Consider the following 19,078-nt stretch of genomic DNA (forward strand, 5'->3'; position numbering starts at 1 on the left):
CATAATCACAACAACCTTATGCGCAGGAAACTCTTCTGTTTGTTTATTATAGTTGTTAGACATTGTAATGCTTAATTTTACTAATGTGTTTTCTAAATTCCAAACTGTACTTTTATAATAAGCAGTGCTATCATTAATTTCTAAAGGAATATTTCCTTCTACAGTACCTTCTCCCATAGAAGCTATCATTGCTTTTTCTCCTCTTAAATAAAAACTGAGCATATTTTTTCTAAACTCTAAGTCTTTTTTATTATTGATTTTTTTGTTGTGGTTGGCTACATCCCACTCATTAATTAATTCTAGAATAAGACTATCTTTTTTATAATAAATATACCTAGTAACTATGTCTATATCTGCAATGTCATTATCTTTTCTTATATATGAAAGTAATCCTAAATCATCAGAAACTGTATAGTAGTCAGAATTTAATATTTTACCTCCAGGAAAGTTATTTTCTGCTTCTAAGTAAGTCGAAAGCGGAAATTGGTTTAAATCAAAATTTGGTGCTTGACAGAAACCTGTAGCAACAACAAACAAAACAAGCAGTGAAGTTAGTTTTTTCATTTTCAATGATTTTATTACAGTTACATAAGTAATTTATATTATTATAAGAGAAATCTACTCTAGCTTATTACTATTGATTTTAGTGTATAGCCTACCTGATTTAGGAAAAAAGTAAAACCCATCTTTCTTAATCTTATTAAATTGTTCATTAGATTGCTCTTTAGATATCCTATTTAAAACATTATTCTCGTAAAAATAAATGCCTTCTGTGGTTGGCACTTTAGACCTCCAATTAGGAGGAATAGAGTCTACATTAAATTTTATACCTTTTGTTTGAAAAGGAAAAGTACCTTCTGTGTAAAAATCTGAGTAAACCCAGATTCCGTTTTTTCTGAAAGAACCATTAGAGTCTATAACAAAAGCTAAGTCGTAATTGTATACAATAGAATCTTGCTCAAAAGAAGAATCATAGCCAAAAAGATACATTTTACTATTCTTTACTAAAATCCTTGGAGATTTGTCTGTAGCAGAAGTTCCCACTAAGTAAACAGATGATTCTGTTGTACTACGCAAGGTATCTAAAACTACAAATTCATTAAACTGATCAGTGCTAATTACCGTATAATCCTCATTACAAGAAAGTAACAATACTACAACCCCACAAAAAAAATAAAAGCTATATTTTTTTAACATTTTTAACCCATTTTTTTCATTCTTAATTCACTCTTTAAAACCAGATTAATTGATTCTTCAACCTCATTTACATTAAAAATTTTATCATCTAAATTTATATATTTAATACCCAGTTTTCTCGTACACCTCTTCAAAAATAGGATTTTCTACAACCTTATACATCCTTTGGTTGATGTCTTTAATTTTAGCTACTTTCTTTTTTATTTGAGAAAAAAGGATGCCTCTTGTTTTAATTAAATCATAGACAAAGCCTACTCTACGGCCGCCAACAAACCACATAAAACTTTTTTCTTTTCTCTTTTTAAATATAAATAACTCAATTTCTGAAACTCTAAACTTAGGATAATCACTAATATTTTTTTTGATAAAAACAGATTGTCTCTCTACACCCAGGTCTTTGAGCATTTGTATATTTCTGTTATGTATTTCTAAAAATTCAGAAGCAGAATTAACTAAATCTACACGCTCTTCAAAACCTATTATAATGTTAAGTGATTTCTTTAAAATATCTAAGTCAGACTCTCTCATACCCTATCTTATAAATAATTATATAGAAACAAGGTTCTTAAATAACCTTATTGTCTTGTGATTAATACAATCCCAAGCAATAATAGGTACATTTAGTTTATAAAAGTATAGGAGGTTTATATTTGTAAGTATACAGTTTATATTCGCTATAGATTTGTTAGGTGACTAAAAATTGCTTTATAAATTATTTTTAACATTCTTTGAGTTCAATGCCTTTATAAGCATACTAATTTCAATAACAACAACCATTCGATTATAACTTGTTAAGTCGTTTATATTTTAATTACAAGTATGATGCTAACTATAGTTGATAATCTTATTTAGAGCAAATTACATTAAGAAAATTAAAAGCTCCATTTTTTAAACATTTATAAAGATTTCCTTTTTTTGTTCCCGCCCAATACACTTTATTTTCACCTATAACACTTATCTTTTCACCATCTACATAAAAAGATAAATCTGCTGTCATTACGGCTGAAGACCCTGAGATTACCTAAGCTATTTTTTCTATTTTCATTATAACTTGCATTACTGATTTCGTTGGCAATCCAAGTTTCTGCTTAAACTCTATTTCTGTATTGGTAATCTTATTTAATTCTATAATAGAATTTTTAAAAGTATTTTTTTAATTCGGATAAGGAGAATTTCCTATCGTTTCCTTTCCAAGATATTCAATTTTAACAAAGTTACTGGCTTCATCATAAATAAAATGTATGGTTTTATTACATCTAATTTTTGATGCTTCTTTATTATTTTTTTTATGTGATGAGCAAGCAGACAATAAAATAATAATTCCTATGTATATTATTTTATTAAGGCTTGGTCTATTTATTTTTTTCTTCACTATTTCTAACAATAACAAAATAAATAACATAAAGCCAGCCAAGAAGTCCGTGTAAAATTGCGTAGAGAATAGATTTGTTTCTATCCCACGAAACCACAATTGCAATTGCACTTCCAATTCCAATTCCGTTTTTTAAAGCAGTTTCTTTTATTCCTGTAGATCCAACTTGCTGACTGAAACAATCCAAAGAAAATAGTAACACTAAAATTAGTGTCAGTTTTATTTTATTCATATACTTTCTATTCTATTCTATTCTATTCTATTCTAGTATATCCTAAATATTCTATTGAAGGTGAATCTTCACCATCACAAGGATCTGAATCTCCTCCTAATTTTAGGGTGCTTTTAGATACTTCAAACAAAGTAACTTTAGTTAGGCTTGTAGCTTCAATTTCTTTAATATAAAGTTCATTATCAACAAACTCCCAAGTACCATTAGTTTGCCCATCAATAATACAATCGTTGTTGTATTGAACATAAGGAATATCTACATACGTACCATCTGCATTAAACGTAATAGACCCATTTTGTTTACAAGCAGAATATTCTTCAGAAGTTTCTGATCCAGAAGAGCAAACTACACCAATTCTAACTTTTTTCCATTTTCCAACTAACAACTCTTGTTTACTAGTTTCTTCTGTTTTATTTTCATCATCAGATGAACAAGACAACACTGTAAATCCAAATATTAGTATTCCAATTAATAAGTTTAATTTTTTCATTCTTTTTTTTGTAGGTTTTAAGCTAACTAAAGCTTTGTATTTTATTTATTTTCTCACAATATAAAACTATTTTTTGTAGTACAAATAAGTATTTAAACTATTGTATAAAATAATAGTGTACAAAAACGCAAAATCTATTTCAAATTCTCTCATAGCTACTAAAATAAATTTGGCGAATTGTATTGTCTCCTAAATAGTATTTTAATTAGGTTACTTTATATAAAGATGCATAAAACAGTTCAAAAGTGTCATAAAGGGTTGCAAAAATATCTTGACCATCAAAAATAACAACAGGGAAGTCTTTTTTTGTTGTATCAACAAACAAAACAAACTCTGCGTAAGAATCAAAATGAAAATCTGGATCTATCTCTAAAGCATACTCTAAATCTAAAGCTCCCAATGACTCATAATTTGGATAACGCTCTAATAATTCTGAGTCAAAATCTTCCATTTCATATTTATTTTTTATACTATACAGAACGGATTTTAAAATAGTTTGTTGCGTGTTAAAAATTAGCAGATAAAAAAGCAAATAAGATTAAGACAATTAGAAACTATTGCAAACAGGTTATAGGTTAACATATAATATAAAGCTAGCTATTATTTTTTTTATGCCGCTACGCACTAATTTTATTAAGAGTTAGTGTTTATTCATTTTTAATTAATTTTATTTTTTTACTATTCCAATTTAGAATAACTCTATAATTTTTAAAAAAATCTGAACCAAACCTACGTCCCAAATATTGCTCTGAATATACTTTTTGGTTTTTTAAAATAGTATTTCCAAATTCTAATTCATTAACAACTCCTGTGTATGATATTCTTGTATTATCTTGCTTTCCATAAATTCCAATAGCCCCATTTGTTTTAGATTCTTTAAAATCTAAAATTCGCCTATTTTCCTTTTGCTTTTCAAATTCAGAAAAGGGTATTACTACACCTCCATTATAGCCAAGATCTACAGTAAAATTCCAAACTTTATTTCCATTTAGCTTACAAGCAATAGAAAGTAACCCTCCATAACCAACAAATAACTTATTTTCAATTACATTTTTAGGTAAGTTTAATTTTAATTCATCATCAGTTATAGTAATTTGTTGCTTATCAAAATCAATATCCCAAACGGCGTGTTGCATTAAACTTGCTCCAATAAATTCGTCAATATTAAGAGCAGACCACGTTGGTATTGAATTAAAATTATTAATTATTGCTACAGTTTCAACAAAATCTATAGTTCCAATTCTAACTTTTTTTAGCCTTGTATATTTATTTTGTTGTTTATTGTTATAAACATCAGCTGCTTTTACAGAATCAATAGCTTTTAATTTTAAACTTTTAGCAAGTTCTTTAGATACAAGAGTTGGCGTTCCTGTATCAAAAAGAAAATTATAATTTTTATTATTTATTTCTACTGGAACAATTATAAAACCGTTTTTAATTTTAAAAGGTAACGTAACTTTAAAGTTTTCTTGTTCTGTTTTACCTTCTTTAAAGTATTTTACTGCTTTGCTAGTTGTACAACTGCTTATTAAAATTAATAGTACTGAATAAATAAATACTCTTACTTTTTTCATATTTGTTTTCCTTGTAAATACTTTATTTGTTTACACTAAAAAGGTTTGTATATGCCTAGTTCTCTTATCAAAACTAAAATACCAATAAGTCACTAACAATTAATTTCATTAAAAGTTATCTTTGGTTTTTGGTTATTGGTTTAATTATAAATATTCCAGTGTTTTCAATTTGAGGCTCTAAATAATTCGTTCTTGGATCTACTTCAACCCCTGTATATTTTTTGATATCTAAAAAAGCCACTTTCGTTTTATCTCTCATATTCTTTGGCAATTCAAACAAGTAAAAGTCTTTATTAGTAATTTCATTTGATACTAAATTATATTTAAATGTATTCCCCTTAAAAAATAGCTGTTCATTTTTATAATTTAACTCAAAGTAAGCTAGCTTAAAAAATGTATGATTCATCCAAGCAGGTAAACCGTAATAACTTTTATTTTTAATAGCAACCATTTTTAATTCATTTGTTGTTTTATAATCTAGTTTTGATTCCTTTAAAACTACAGTAGAATAGTTATTTAAATTACGATCTCTTTCTTTTGCTGAGTATAAACCTCTTTGATTATCTTTTAAAGCAATTAATTTTTTATTTGAAAACTTTGAAGAAAATTTACTGTAATCAATTTGTGCTGTAGTGTTAGCATTTTTTTTAAACGTTTCAGGATATCTAAATTGATTGTAATCTCCTTTTTGGGATAGTAATAAAATCCATTTTTTATCAACTCTAAAATAGATTCTAAATTTAGCTGTTTCATCTTCTATTTCATTACCATAGACAACTAAGTCAGCACTATTATAATTTTCTTCAAAAATAGATTTGAAGTTGCTATTACTTAATTCATTTTTGATATTTAATTTTTCCTCAAAAGGCATAAAAATAAGCTCTTTGCCAGAAAAGTCGTAAACTCCTTTAGATGTAAATACAAAGGGAATAAAATTGTTATAATCTAAAGTACTTATGTATGATTTTTCATTAGATAGATCATCAGAAAACATTACATTTCCTTGGTTATCTAATTTAGTTAAACCTTTCTCATTTTTTAAATAAAATTGATTTTTTATACTGTCGTATAAAATTGGAAGAGTACCTATTATTGGTGTAATTTCATAATTTTTTGAGCGTACACGCTCTATAGAACTAGTTAATATTTTAAAATTCTCCAGTTTTTTTAAACTAATTTGCTCTCTTATAAAACTAATACTAACAAACAGTATTATGGTTATAAGTGTTATTTTTTTTAACCTAAGTATTTTCAAAATTATAGATAATGACTATTATATAAAACATATATGTATAAACGACACTTATATTTTAAGGGTTAACAATTAGTTAAATGTAAATATTTTGTATTGTTTTTTAAAGTAGAATCTTACTTTATAGTTATTTCAATTTCATCAATTAATTGAACTAAGTTCCTTTTTTCTCAAAAATGCCTCTCGATGCGTCGAGATAAAAATTTAATGGACTTTGTTAATATACCAAAGCCATTAAATATAGTACTTTTTGCCCTATTTGTTATAGCCATTTTAGTGCATAGTATTATGTAAGTACCAATCTTTTTGGTCTGGTATTAATCTTTTTTCTATCCATTCTTCTAAGTTTCGATATTTTTCTACTGTAGGATAATGTCTTATTTCTTTCTTTCCACTCCAAGTAGGGTGTATTACATATACTATTTTACTGTCACTGTCTATAAATAGGTAATCATCTGATGGCATATGAGATGCAATTAATTTCAATTTTTTTAATCTCCAATAAATTTTTTGAGTCCATCGAAATTCTTTTTTTAATTCATTCATTATAGATTCAGCTATATTTGGTCTTTCTATAAAAATCCAAGGTTCAAAATATAAATATTCAATTGGAATGTTTGAAGTTAACCAAACACTTTCTTCGGTTTTAAAAAACTCCCAACCATTTTCAATTAGTTCTATAGTATCTATTTCTATAATAATTGGTTTTCCGTGTCTTTTTCCTACTTCACGAGCCATTTCAATATTCTCGGATAGATGAACATATTGTCTTTTTCTAGAAATTAGTCCATTTTTTATAATTCCGATTAAGTTTTTTGAAGCAGTTCCGTGAAATAGTATTTCATTTGGAATTTTAGAATTTAACTCTTGTTCAATAAAAATTGAATGTCCGTGTGTTGCTTTAATTTTTTGAGTACTCAAATCAATTTTCCAACGAACTTTGTCAAAACTACTGTTAAGTTCTATTAATTGATTCGAAGTAAAATTGAAATTATTTGAATTTAGAGCATTTATAACATCTTTTATATTAGCCCAACCATATCGGTCAAGCTCAATATTTCCATCTTCAGGTTTATGTCTTAACCAATAGCTGATTAATTTGCTTATTTTTTCTTTTTTTTGCTCATTTTGGTTATTCTGCATAACGTTCTTGTATATGTCTCGTATAGTGTAAATTAGAAAATTAATTTCAGATGAAGCACTTAGCAATTCCGACGCTTCGGGATTTATTTTGTTTTAATTTTTTCATTTTAAAAGTCAAATCAAAAGATTTGGCGTTGTTCGTTAATTGCACTCATCTTACATAAACTAAAGAACAAACTATTTACTGTATACCGTGTTGCGCATAGTTTTTTATTTCCTCTATTTCTACAACTATTGCTGAAGAATCAATTAAATTTTCTTCATATTGCACTTCTTTCTTGGTCCTTTTCCAATAGGGAAACAACCAAGTCATTGCGGTTCCTAAATTTTCAAATTCTGAATCGTTTAGAATAAGTTCAATCTTGTTTTTATATGAAAAACTGCCCTTATAATATTTAGTAATTCGCCTTCTTTTAGTCAGCAAATTGAAAAACCTGTCAATTGCATTTTGAATATCATCATAGTCTGGGTCAAAATGTTGGCATACTAATACATATCCAACCGTCAGCTCTCTCTCGTTACAAGAAATCCATACTCCCGTATCACCAATTGTTATGTGGTCGCCCTCTTCATATTCTTTTAAGTCACTCCCAAAATGGTTTTTCAAAAGTTCTTTAATCTTAGAATATATGACTTGGTGTTTTTTCATTTCAAATGTGTGGTAACGGTTTGGCTAAGCGTAGTGCGGGGCAAGGAAACTTTTTCGTTTCCGTTTGCGCACGTAGCTAAAGCTTATTGTTTAGTTTTATTTTTTCTTGTCCAAAGCCAAATCCATAAGATTTAGCGACCTCATAAATATACACAGACCTTTCGGTTTTGCCCTAAAGTCCGCATTACGTTTAGATTGTGTTAATTGTAATTATTCTATTGTTCCTGTAGTTATTTATACGTATAGTGGTATTCAGACTGTAATTTATTTTTATGCCCAAAAAAGTATTGTTTTATTAGTTGTCCTTGGGCATTATATTTGAATGTTCGGTATTCCATAATCGCGTTGCGCTTTTTGTATATTCTTTCAATTCTTTCAATCCCAAAAGAGTTATAGAAATATTTATAAGAATCGTAATCGTCATCATCCCTTTTTACTATTCTATGTTTTTTATCATATTCATAAAAGTTGTCCTTTTTGTATTTTCTTCTCGTTGGGAATTTTTCACTTGTCAAATCATTATTTTTAAAGAAGCTAATTTTATTTAGAACAGAATCTTTAAATTGTTCGATTCGTTTTAATTTCCCAAATGCATTGTAAGAGTAAATATTTCTATTTCCGTCCGCATCAATTAAGTATTCCAATTTTCCTTTCCGTTTGTATTTTTTTTCTATTTTAATATTCCACTTTTTCTTTTGTCCATCTATGTAGGATTCTTGGTAGATACTGTCTAAATATCCATATTCATCAAAGTAGTTTCTCCTATAAGTATTACCAACTGTAATTACTATATACTTAAATTCTGGACTCTCTTTTTTTGTTTCATAACCTGGACCCGATATATAATAGCTTCCAAATGGTGATTTTTCGTCCGATAGGCGTTCACGTTCGATTTTGAATAGTCCGCTTTTATATTCTTTTAATGTTCCGGCTAATGTGCTGTCTTTTGATTTTTTATCAATTCTCCATTCGTAACGTATCAATTTAACCTGTGCAGTATCTATTTCTTGAGCCAATATTGGATGAGAAAAAAGTAATAAAATGATTGAAAAAAGTTTCTTCATAATTGTGTATGACTGTTTTGTATATGGTACCTTGCGTATATAAACCTTATTTAGCAAATAAAAACTGGACAGAAAATCTGCTAATCTCCACACTTTTATATTTACAAACACCTCATAAATAGCTATTTACAATCAAATATAGATTAATATATGATGATTCTTATAGAAGTACTTTAGCTAAAAATTAGTGAATTTTTACTTGGTTTTTACCACAGTACTTTGTTGTAGCCAGTTGTTATTGTTCAAAAATAAGCTTCAAATCCGTGTCCGTTTTTCCCATAAAAAGTCATCCACTTAGCCAAAGAGTATACAATATGTAATTTACTTTCAATTGTTTCAGGAGATGAATCAGGAGCATCTCTTTGTTCTTTTAAGTACTCTAATTTTTCTTTTTCAGCTATGCTATCAGCAATATTCATAAGTCTTAAACCATAATCTAAGGTTTCTTTACCTGAAAATTTTGTACCCCAAGCTTCATTTACTAATTCCTCTCCAATCAAATCGACACAATCTTTTAAAAACTGACCTCTGAAAGAATTTTCATCTTCTATTGGGGAATTATATACGGGAACACCATCTACTTCAGGAGCATAGCTAATAACGTAATAACCATTATGTTTTTTCTTAAATTCATCAACTGATAGGCTTTTGTCAGATTTGAAATATGCTTTCATTAACCAAGCATTTGCGTCAAAATCTCGACCAACTTTAGGTGCTTTTATAGTTTCTAAGGGACTGATTTGGATATTATTCCATTCTTTTAATAGTTCATCTTTAGTTTTAATTTTCTTTCCTTTAATTTTATCAAAAAAAGAAAGTTCTTGTTTTTCTTTTCCTTCTATTATATTAATAATTTGATGAAACCTTTTTTCATATCCTGTTTTAGGTTTTCCCATTGGTCTTAAATCTAATCCCATATTTTACTTTTTTTTGAATTGGCTACAACGTCTCGGCTATGGTTAGTACGGGGATTTGAATTACAGAATTTCCGATTAAGCACTTAGCCAAAACTTTTTATTTTGTTTTATCTTTTTCTGTTCTAAAGCCAAATCAAAAGATTTGGCGGACTTAGTTAAACGCACTAAACTTTGGGTTAAGCACTAAAACCCGTATTAATTATAGCCATTGTTGGGTAGCGTTATTTTGTCATTCCCATTATCATATCGGCTCCTTGCTCTTTCACAGAAACAACTAATTTATTTTCTGTTACTGAAATTAGTTTCTGGTCAACTTTTCCATCTAAATCGTCGGTACGTATTATTTTTTTCAGTTTGTCAAATTCCCATTTCCCAATATATTTACGTCCTTCTTCCATTCCTTCTTGTTTTCCATCAGAGTGAAAAATTACCCAGCTATTTTTCTGCATTTCTACAGGTAATTTCATTTTTTGTCCAGCCATTTCAACATATTCAAGATGCCATTTTCCAGATGTAATTAGGTCAAAGTCACTTTTTTTTTGAGCTGAAAGTATTTGAAATGATGTCAATATCAAGAATACTGCAAAAATTATTTTTTTCATATTTTTTATTTTATTAAGTTTTTTTTTAATTGTCCATAACGATTGAGCTATGAACAGTACGGGAGCAAACTAGCGTTTGCTTTCCGCCACGCACATAGCAAAATCTTTTTGTTTTGTTTTTTCTTTTCCTTGTTTAAAGCAAAATCCCTAAGATTTAGCGATTTTATAAATATACACAGACCTTTCGATTTGGCCCTAAAGTCCGCATTACGTTTAGGTTTTGTTGTGTGTAGTTATTCTTTCCACAATTTTGAATTTATATTCTTTTTTAGATAATCAATAACAATTCCCCAACCTTCTATATTTGGGCTGTTATAGCTCCATAAATTTCCAACTAGTTTTTCTGCTTTTTCAAGAGAATTAAAATGTTTTTCTTTTATATCAACTATCTCTTTTTCTGAATATTTTTCAAATTTTTCTTTGTCTTTGATAAACCTATTATGACCTCCCAAAAAATTTATTACATCACAATAATCTTGATTATTTTGGCTGAAATCAGTTCCTTCAGGAAATGTTTCAATTATTTCTAAAACAATATCTGAAATTTGATTTAGACCAATATTTTTCAAAGCGATTGATGCGTATGGAACAATTTCAGGAAAGTTTCCAAAAATCCCAATATTCCAACCATCAGATTTCCAACAACCTATAATTTGGACACAAATAAAAATATTAAAGGCTTCTTTCGTTGCTTTCTCCTTTATTTGAGAGATTGGTTTATCAATGAATATTCTATCAGATACTTCTAATAAAGCATCCTCGGAGTCAATATTAGTATCTGATAATAATTCTTTAAATGTGGTATTCATATTTATTATTTGGATTCTGATTTTTAATTACACACAACGTGTTTGTGTATGATTTCGTTGCGTGTTTAATCAACTAAATTAGCAAATACAAACCGAATAGAAAATCCGCGAGGACTTTCGTAAGTAAGCTATAACTAGCAATGAATTATACACTGTGTTGTACACAGTATTTTTAAAATGGTAAATCATCATATTCAGGTACTTTTTTGATTATTTCTTCAATTTCATCTTTTGACAACTCTCTTTGCTTATAATTAATTTTCAATTCACAGTGACTTTCTATGGATTGTAAAATGTTTTCAGAGAACAGGTGTAAGCTGAATTTAATTTTCATTGAAGCCTTTGGATACAATAACAATATTGGCTCTATAACTTTTCCTTTTTCAGGAAGAAGGGTAATCGAATTCATTTTGAATTCCCACGAATCAGATGATGTTTGAACTTCATTATCATTAAGAATATTTCTAAACTTACGAATTTTTTCCGCAGAAACTAGGTTGCTATAACGATAATCAGACCGACTATTTTGAGACGTTCCATAAGTCTGAACATTTAGCAAGTCTTCTTTTGATGATTTAAGTCTTAATTCTAAATTTATATTGCTGAAAATTCTAGGAACATTATTTTTTAGTCCAAAAATAGTAGGAATGTTATTTTTCTTATTTAGATAAGAGTAAAGTGCTGTTTCAAATTCATTTTTTCCATTAGCTAGTCTTTTGTCTTTTTTTACTAGTTCTTCGATTTTTTTTTCTGAAAAATCAACTCTCTCAATTTCTACTTCTTTTAAATTAGAAGTGAAATTCCCTGTAGATTCATCAACAAATGAAAAAGAAATAAGATTTTTGTTTCCATCTTTCCTTTCTTGTAATTCTCTAATTTTCATTTCAAGCTGTCTAGATAATTTGTCTCGAAACTCTACTATAGAATTAAAATTTTCTACCAAAGCTGTCTTGTACACTTCTGATTTAAACTTATTCAAAGAGTCCAATTGTTCTAAATCTATTAAGGAAGGGTCTTTTCCTCTCTTTGAGAAATATAACATAACAGGTTTACCTGCTTTTGATACTCTTTTTATTTCTTCTACTGTACCACCAATTTCTTCTCCAGTTGGTGTTCCAATTTTTGTCCAAAAGAAACCAACTAGTAAATCACAATCATCGACTAATTGTTTATTAATTGCTTCCTGTGGTCGAACACCAAATGTGGGTGAAGAATGTGTTTCCCATCTTACAGGCAATAGAACTATTTTTTTGTTAAAAGAGTTTAAATCATTCCAATCTTGAATAATTCTAGAAACAACTTCTCTTTCTTCATCTACGTCTGAAGGTGACGCAATTAATATTCTATATACTGTAGATTCATATGACATATTACTCTGGTTTTATATTGTGTACAACTATATATAGACGCAATTCATTGCGTTTATTCCCCCATATTGGTGTAATAAACGCACATTTTTATTTTTAGCGCTTAATTTTCTTACAATATAAAAACATTTTTTTTTATACAATTACGGATATGTGTAATTGTATCAGAATTAATTATAAATGGTAGCTATTGTAACTTAAAATGTAAAATACCTTTAACTTTTAGGCATAAAAAAACCATACTTTACTACAAGTATGGTTTTATGGTTTGTGTTTAGTATAACCCTAAAATGGGATAAATTATTTTTTCTTCAGCTTTTTAATTACTGCTATAGTTTGTTTTACGGTAGCTTCTAAACCTTTATAATCTTTATTAGCTATAATGTCTTTACTTATTAATTTAGAGCCTATACCAACGCAAGTAACACCTGCATTAAACCAAGCTGCTAAATTATCTTCTTCTGTGGTTACACCACCTGTTGGCATTACGTTTGTCCACGGTTGTGGGCCTTTTATAGCTTTTACAAAATCTGCTCCGTAGGTTGCACCAGGAAATAGTTTTACTACCTCACAGCCTAATTCTTCTGCAGTGTTTATTTCTTTTAAAGAACCACATCCAGGAGACCACATTACTTTACGCCTGTTACAGGCTATGGCAATGTCTTCTCTAAAAGATGGTGTTACTATAAAATTGGCTCCCATTTGCATATACAAAGAGGCTGCTGCTGCATCTGTTACAGAGCCTACACCTAGTACCATACCTGGTAATTCTTTTATGGCATATTTGTTTAACTCAGAAAATACTTCAAAAGCAAAATCTCCACGTGCGGTAAATTCCATTAAACGCGCACCTCCATTGTAACAGGCTTTTAAAATGTTTTTTGCTAAATCTACATCAGAATGGTAAAACAAGGGTACCAAACCGGTTTCATTCATTATATTAAAAACTTCTATTCTGCTATATTGTGCCATAATTGTATGCTGTGTTTTTATTATTTTAAGTATTAGCGTGCTACTTTACCAGAGGCATCGCCACTCATTAGTTTTTCTACTTCATCTACTGTTACCAAATTAATGTCTCCGGCAATGGTATGCTTTAAACAACAGGCTGCTACTGCAAAATCTACTGCTTGTTGTGCATTATACTCTTTATTTAGTAGGCCATAAATTAAACCTCCCATAAAAGCATCTCCGCTACCTACCCTATCTACAACTGGTGTAACATCTTTAATTGCAGCGCTGTAAAGCGCTCCATTATCATACAAAATACCACCAATTTGCTGGTGAGACGCACTTATAGAGTAGCGTAATGTTGTGGCTACTTTTTCTAAATTAGGATACAATTTAAACAATTTATTATACAAGCTAGGTAAGGATTCTTTGTTATTGTAATCTGGATTTTCTTCTGCTAAGCCCGACATAAAAAATGCGGTGTCTAAATCTCCCAATATAACATTACTGTAAGATAACAGCTCTGGCATAATATCTTTTGGCTCTTTACCATATTGCCACAATTTTGCTCTGTAATTAAGGTCTGATGTTATAAAAACTCCCATTTTACTAGCAGCTTTTACAGCCTCTAAACACACATCTGCTGCCGTTTGCGATACTGCTGGCGTTACACCACTCCAATGAAAAACGGTAGCATCTTTAAAAACCTCTTCCCAGTTTATAGTCCCTGGTGTAATAGTTGCCATTGCACTATCTGCCCTGTCATACACCACCTTACTACCTCTAGTACCCGCACCTGTTTCTAAAAAATAAACACCCAAACGCTCACCACCAAAAACTATGTTATTGGTTTGTACATTTCGTTTTTTAATTTCCATTAGTGCTGTGTTACCTAAATCGTTCTCTGGTAAACGTGTAACAAACTCTGCCTCTAAACCATAGTTAGCTACAGATACAGCAACATTAAACTCGCCACCGCCATACGTAGCTGTAAAATTATTTGCTTGCGAAAAGCGCAAATGTCTTTGCGTAGACAAACGCAACATAATTTCTCCAAAGGTGACTACTTTACTCATTTTTATATTTTTTAAAAAAATTGGCAATTGCTTAATCGATTAAGCATTGGGGTAAAATAAAATCAAAACTGCGTTGTAAACAACTATAGCTTTGATTGTAATTGTATTTTCAATACTTTTGGTTAATCGATTAAGCAAATATATTAAAAATTGTCAAACAAAAAAACCACCCTTAAAGATATTGCTGGTAAGCTAAACATATCTACCGCTGCTGTTAGTAAGGCTTTACGTAATGATTCTCGTATTAGTAAAAAGACAAAAGAGGCTGTAAAAAAAATAGCAAAAGATTTAGATTACCAACCAAATAACCTTGCTAGTGCCCTACGTAGTGGTAAAAGTAATTTGGTGGGTGTTATGGTACCAAGCACAAATAGCTCTTACTTTTCATCGGTTTTACAAAATATAGAAGAGGTTTTAAATAGTAAAGGCTATAATGTAATTGTAACACAGTCTAACGAGTCTTACACTAAAGAATGTAATAATATTGATACGCTACTTTTTACACAGGTAGATGGTATTATTGCGTCTATGGCAAATGAAACAGTAAGCTTAGATTTTTTTGAAAAAATAAAAACCAAAGGCATACCACTTATTTTGTTTGATAGAGGTGAAAATGATTTAAATGTAGATTATATTGGTATAAACGATTATGATAGTAGCCATATGATTGTTGACCATTTGGTACAACAAGGCCGTAAAAATATTGCTCATATAGGCGGATTTAAACACACACGTATTTTTAACAACAGAATTAGAGGTTATGTTGATGCTTTGCAAAAACACAAACTTACTTTGTTTGATGATTATGTGAGTGAAAGTAACCTTACTATTGAAGATGGCAGAGCACAAATGAAAAAGTTGCTAGCACTTAAAGCCCCACCAGATGCTGTATATGCTGCTAGTGATTATGCTGCTCTTGGGGCTTTGCAAGTTTTAAAAGAAGAAGATATTGCAGTACCCAAAACTATTGCGCTTGTTGGTTTTGGTAACGAACCTTTTACCACAATGGTTACACCAACTATTACAACTGTAGACCAGCATAGTGCAGAAATTGGTAAAATTGCTGCACAAACCTTTTTAGAATATGCAGACAAAAAAACAGCTACACAGCAATTAAATAAAAAGATATTAGAGGCTAAGCTTATTGTTAGAGAATCGTCCTAAAAAAACTTAGTGCTATAAATGCAAAAAGTCGTGCTAACAAGCACGACTTTTATATATGTAAAATCTTAAGTTTACTTAAACGGAAACAACTCCGACTCGGTATGAGAATCTTTCATTATTTGTTTTAACTCTGCAACTAAATTTAAGTTTGCAGAAGCAACATTGTGTTCTTCTTTAGGGTCTGTAGCTAAATTATACAGCTCAAACTTACCTTGTTTTGCCGCATTCATTTTATACCAAACACCTTTCCAATCGCCTTTCCTTACTGCTTTTCTACCTTTTTGAATATTAAATTCCCAATACAAATACTTATGTTGTTTTTGCTCGCCTTGGTCTAGTAATGTTGGTACTAAAGAAATACCATCTACCTCTACCGGAATTGTAGTTTCTGTGATATCTGCTACTGTTGGTAAAATATCCCAAAAAGCAGAAACCATATTTGTGGTTGTACCTGCTTTAATTTTGTTAGGCCAAACTGCTATAAAAGGAGTACGTATACCACCTTCATACAAATCTCTTTTTTCACCTTTTAATCCGCCTCCACTATTAAAATAAGCCGGATTTGCACCACCTTCTTTGTGTGGACCATTGTCACTAGCAAACATAATAATTGTATTGTCTGCAATACCTAGTTCTTCTACCTTAGCTACAATTTGCCCTACATACACATCTAACCTATCTACCATAGATGCATACATTGCATATGGCTTGTCTTGTGAGCTATATTCTGTTGGGTTTATATCTGCACCATAATCTGATGTGTAACTTTCTTTAGTGGTATGTGGTACTTCTTTAAACTTACCATCGTACTTTTTAAAAATAGAATCTTTAGGAGCCATTAACTCTGCGTGTGGCAAAACTAAAGGTACATAAGCAAAAAATGGTTTGTCTTTATTGTCTTCTAAAAACTTTAAAGTTTCATCTTGTATAAGGTCTGGTGCATAGGTTACCATATTGGTATAATCATTACCCTCTAAAAGCACTTTTTCTTCATTTTTCCATAAATGAGGCGGATAGTAACGGTGTGCCATACGCTGACAATTATACCCATAAAAGGCATCAAAACCTTGCTTTATTGGATCTCCTGTAGAACCTATATAACCCAATCCCCATTTACCAAAAGCACCATTAGTATAGCCTGCTTCTTTTAAAACCTCAGCTATGGTAACGCTAGAAGCTGGTATAGGCTCCTGCCCTTCTTGCCCCTTTAATTCTCTGTTACCTCTAATAGGCGTGTGCCCAGTGTGCAGACCTGTCATTAAAGAAGATCTAGACGGTGCACATACCGCAGAACCGGTATAGTGTTGTGTAAACTTTATACCCCTTTCTGCTAGCTTATCTATATTTGGTGTTTTAAAATTTACCTGACCATAACTACTTAAATCACCATATCCTAAATCATCTGCCAAAATGTAAATAATATTAGGTTTTGGTTGTACGGCTTCTTCTTTTATAACTGTTGCTTCAGGTTGCTTTTTTGTTTCTTTACAAGCTAAAAAAAGCAATGAGGCAGAAACAACATATAGACTACTCTTTATAAATCTCATTAATTTCATTCTAAATTATTAAAAAAAACACACTATTTACCTAAGTTTAAGTTGTTGTATATTTTTGTATTCTTTACCACGAATAGCTTCAAACTCAGTAATCATTTCTTGTAACTTTTCTGGATTAGCTTTTGCTAAATTGTTTTGTTGTGCCTTGTCTTCTTTTAAATTGTACAACTGAAAATCTGGACTACTACCTGTTTCTATATCAACTTTTTCTTGGTAAGTTTTGCCTTTGTAAGGAGGTATCATTAACCAATTTCCACTGCGTAATGCAGTTCTAGAGGTTGCTTCTATCACTAAATTATTTCTCCCTTTATCTGTTTCTCCTAAAAATGTTTGCATTAAGTCTTTACTATCTGTTGTTGCTTCTTTTGTACCAGTTAATGTTGCTAAAGATGCTAATAAATCCATTTGACAAACAATAGCGTCAGATACTCCAGGTTTTATATGGCCTTTCCAATAGGTAATAAAAGGAACACGTGTACCTGCCTCAAATAAACTATACTTGCCTCCTCTTAAACCTCCTTTTGGGTCGTGTTTTCCTATTTTTTCTACAGCATCATCATAATACCCATCATTTAAAACAGGACCATTATCACTAGAAAAAACAATTAAAGTATTTTCTAAAAGCCCTTCTTCTTTTAATGTTTTTACAAACTCGCCAATACACCAATCTGCTTCTAAAATAACATCTCCTCTTGGACCTAAACCAGATGTACCTGCAAAACGAGGATGTGGTGTACGCGGTACGTGTGGTTGTTGCATTGCATAGTATAAAAAGAACGGAGAGTTTTTATGTGTTTTTACATAATCTTGTGCTTTAGCTAAAAAGTGATCTGCCATATCCACATCACTCCATTTTGCAGCCTCGCCACCTTTCATAAATCCAATTCTACCAATACCATTTACAATACTATTATTGTGGCCGTGGTGCCATTTCATATCTACCATTTCTGGATTATCTATAGCAGTTGGTTCTCCCTCAAAATTAGTTTTGTAATTAACCTCTATTGGGTCTTTAGGATCTAAACCAACAACATTACCATTATTTATATAAACCGTTGGCACACGGTCTTGTGTTGCTGCTAATATGTAAGCATCATCAAAACCAACTTCATTAGGTCCTGGAGAAACACGCTCATTCCAATTTACATTTCCTGTACCCAAACCTAAATGCCACTTACCAACTATTGCCGTTTGGTATCCTTGATTTTTAAGCATTTTAGGCAGTGTTTGTTGTTCTGTGCTAATTAACAATGGTGCTGTACCAGGTAATATTTTTGCATCTTTATTACGCCAAGGATACATACCTGTTAATAAAGCATACCTACTAGGTGTACAAGTTGCAGAAGAAGCGTAACCGTTAGTAAACTTTATGCCTCCAGAGGCTAAAGCATCTATATTTGGCGTGCTTAATTCTGTTGCTCCGTATGAGCTAATGTCACCATATCCTAAATCATCTAAATAAATAACAACAACATTAGGCTTTACTTCTTTGTTTTCTTCTACAACAACATTTTTCTCCTCTTTGGGTTTTTCTTTACAACTAAATGCAACCAATGCAAAAGAAAGAGCTATTAGGTTAAGAGCTTTTTTCATAGGGTATTCATTTTTATTTTAATAATGCTTATTTCTATCTAAAAAAAAGATTCCATTTCAATATTAAATT

General features: G+C 30.3%; 21 protein-coding genes. 1 reads left to right on the plus strand and 20 read right to left on the minus strand.

What is annotated here, in order from left to right:
- The 18 genes from ABJD66_RS02500 to ABJD66_RS02585 form a co-directional block, all read right to left on the minus strand.
- Window positions 1-564, minus strand: a 564-nt coding sequence (locus ABJD66_RS02500) for a hypothetical protein (RefSeq protein WP_348127832.1), incomplete at its 3' end; no start/stop codon positions are given.
- A 54-nt stretch (window positions 565-618) separates the two neighbouring features.
- Window positions 619-1,197: a hypothetical protein gene (locus ABJD66_RS02505; RefSeq protein ID WP_348127835.1), complete on the minus strand. Its 579-nt coding sequence runs from the start codon at window positions 1,195-1,197 to the stop codon at window positions 619-621.
- Window positions 1,198-1,299: 102 nt separating this feature from the next.
- Window positions 1,300-1,725: a hypothetical protein gene (locus ABJD66_RS02510; protein ID WP_348127838.1), complete on the minus strand. Its 426-nt coding sequence runs from the start codon at window positions 1,723-1,725 to the stop codon at window positions 1,300-1,302.
- Window positions 1,726-2,041: 316 nt separating this feature from the next.
- The gene (locus ABJD66_RS02515) at window positions 2,042-2,194 is read right to left on the minus strand and encodes a hypothetical protein (RefSeq protein ID WP_348127841.1); all 153 of its coding nucleotides are present in this window, start codon (window positions 2,192-2,194) and stop codon (window positions 2,042-2,044) included.
- A 355-nt stretch (window positions 2,195-2,549) separates the two neighbouring features.
- Entirely contained in the window at window positions 2,550-2,801 is a 252-nt protein-coding gene (locus ABJD66_RS02520; RefSeq protein ID WP_100896466.1) for a hypothetical protein, read from the minus strand.
- A 22-nt stretch (window positions 2,802-2,823) separates the two neighbouring features.
- Window positions 2,824-3,291: a lipocalin family protein gene (locus ABJD66_RS02525; protein ID WP_348127844.1), complete on the minus strand. Its 468-nt coding sequence runs from the start codon at window positions 3,289-3,291 to the stop codon at window positions 2,824-2,826.
- Window positions 3,292-3,496: 205 nt separating this feature from the next.
- Window positions 3,497-3,742, minus strand: coding sequence for a hypothetical protein (locus ABJD66_RS02530; protein ID WP_348127847.1), 246 nt, complete (start codon window positions 3,740-3,742; stop codon window positions 3,497-3,499).
- A gap of 196 nt (window positions 3,743-3,938) precedes the next feature.
- Window positions 3,939-4,865 carry a retropepsin-like aspartic protease gene (locus ABJD66_RS02535; protein WP_348127850.1) on the minus strand — a complete coding sequence of 309 codons (927 nt, stop codon included), beginning with the start codon at window positions 4,863-4,865 and terminating at the stop codon, window positions 3,939-3,941.
- A gap of 115 nt (window positions 4,866-4,980) precedes the next feature.
- Window positions 4,981-6,120, minus strand: a complete 1,140-nt coding sequence (locus ABJD66_RS02540) for a hypothetical protein (protein WP_348127853.1) — start codon at window positions 6,118-6,120, stop codon at window positions 4,981-4,983.
- Window positions 6,121-6,390: 270 nt separating this feature from the next.
- Window positions 6,391-7,260, minus strand: coding sequence for an RNA 2'-phosphotransferase (locus ABJD66_RS02545; protein WP_348127856.1), 870 nt, complete (start codon window positions 7,258-7,260; stop codon window positions 6,391-6,393).
- A gap of 181 nt (window positions 7,261-7,441) precedes the next feature.
- Complete coding sequence (locus ABJD66_RS02550) at window positions 7,442-7,909, minus strand: hypothetical protein (protein WP_100896472.1); 468 nt, start codon at window positions 7,907-7,909, stop codon at window positions 7,442-7,444.
- 230 nt (window positions 7,910-8,139) lie between these two features.
- The gene (locus ABJD66_RS02555; RefSeq protein ID WP_348127860.1) at window positions 8,140-8,973 is read right to left on the minus strand and encodes a hypothetical protein; all 834 of its coding nucleotides are present in this window, start codon (window positions 8,971-8,973) and stop codon (window positions 8,140-8,142) included.
- A gap of 242 nt (window positions 8,974-9,215) precedes the next feature.
- The gene (locus ABJD66_RS02560; protein WP_348127863.1) at window positions 9,216-9,890 is read right to left on the minus strand and encodes a hypothetical protein; all 675 of its coding nucleotides are present in this window, start codon (window positions 9,888-9,890) and stop codon (window positions 9,216-9,218) included.
- A gap of 221 nt (window positions 9,891-10,111) precedes the next feature.
- Window positions 10,112-10,492: a hypothetical protein gene (locus ABJD66_RS02565; protein WP_100896474.1), complete on the minus strand. Its 381-nt coding sequence runs from the start codon at window positions 10,490-10,492 to the stop codon at window positions 10,112-10,114.
- Between the two features lie 233 nt (window positions 10,493-10,725).
- The gene (locus tag ABJD66_RS02570; RefSeq protein WP_042506704.1) at window positions 10,726-11,301 is read right to left on the minus strand and encodes a hypothetical protein; all 576 of its coding nucleotides are present in this window, start codon (window positions 11,299-11,301) and stop codon (window positions 10,726-10,728) included.
- A gap of 172 nt (window positions 11,302-11,473) precedes the next feature.
- On the minus strand, window positions 11,474-12,670 hold the full coding sequence (locus ABJD66_RS02575) for a hypothetical protein (protein WP_348127867.1): 1,197 nt from the start codon (window positions 12,668-12,670) through the stop codon (window positions 11,474-11,476).
- A gap of 298 nt (window positions 12,671-12,968) precedes the next feature.
- Window positions 12,969-13,640: a bifunctional 4-hydroxy-2-oxoglutarate aldolase/2-dehydro-3-deoxy-phosphogluconate aldolase gene (locus tag ABJD66_RS02580; protein ID WP_100896476.1), complete on the minus strand. Its 672-nt coding sequence runs from the start codon at window positions 13,638-13,640 to the stop codon at window positions 12,969-12,971.
- A 32-nt stretch (window positions 13,641-13,672) separates the two neighbouring features.
- Window positions 13,673-14,695, minus strand: a complete 1,023-nt coding sequence (locus ABJD66_RS02585; protein WP_348127871.1) for a sugar kinase — start codon at window positions 14,693-14,695, stop codon at window positions 13,673-13,675.
- 150 nt (window positions 14,696-14,845) lie between these two features.
- On the opposite strand from ABJD66_RS02585, the gene ABJD66_RS02590 reads away from it, so the two are divergent.
- Window positions 14,846-15,859: a LacI family DNA-binding transcriptional regulator gene (locus ABJD66_RS02590; protein ID WP_348127874.1), complete on the plus strand. Its 1,014-nt coding sequence runs from the start codon at window positions 14,846-14,848 to the stop codon at window positions 15,857-15,859.
- 71 nt (window positions 15,860-15,930) lie between these two features.
- On the opposite strand, the gene ABJD66_RS02595 is transcribed toward ABJD66_RS02590, so the two are convergent.
- Window positions 15,931-17,406, minus strand: a complete 1,476-nt coding sequence (locus tag ABJD66_RS02595) for an arylsulfatase (protein WP_348127877.1) — start codon at window positions 17,404-17,406, stop codon at window positions 15,931-15,933.
- Window positions 17,407-17,442: 36 nt separating this feature from the next.
- Window positions 17,443-19,008, minus strand: a complete 1,566-nt coding sequence (locus tag ABJD66_RS02600) for an arylsulfatase (protein WP_348127880.1) — start codon at window positions 19,006-19,008, stop codon at window positions 17,443-17,445.
- Window positions 19,009-19,078: the final 70 nt, after the last annotated feature.

The organism is Cellulophaga sp. (assembly GCF_039943695.1).
GTDB lineage: Bacteria > Bacteroidota > Bacteroidia > Flavobacteriales > Flavobacteriaceae > Cellulophaga.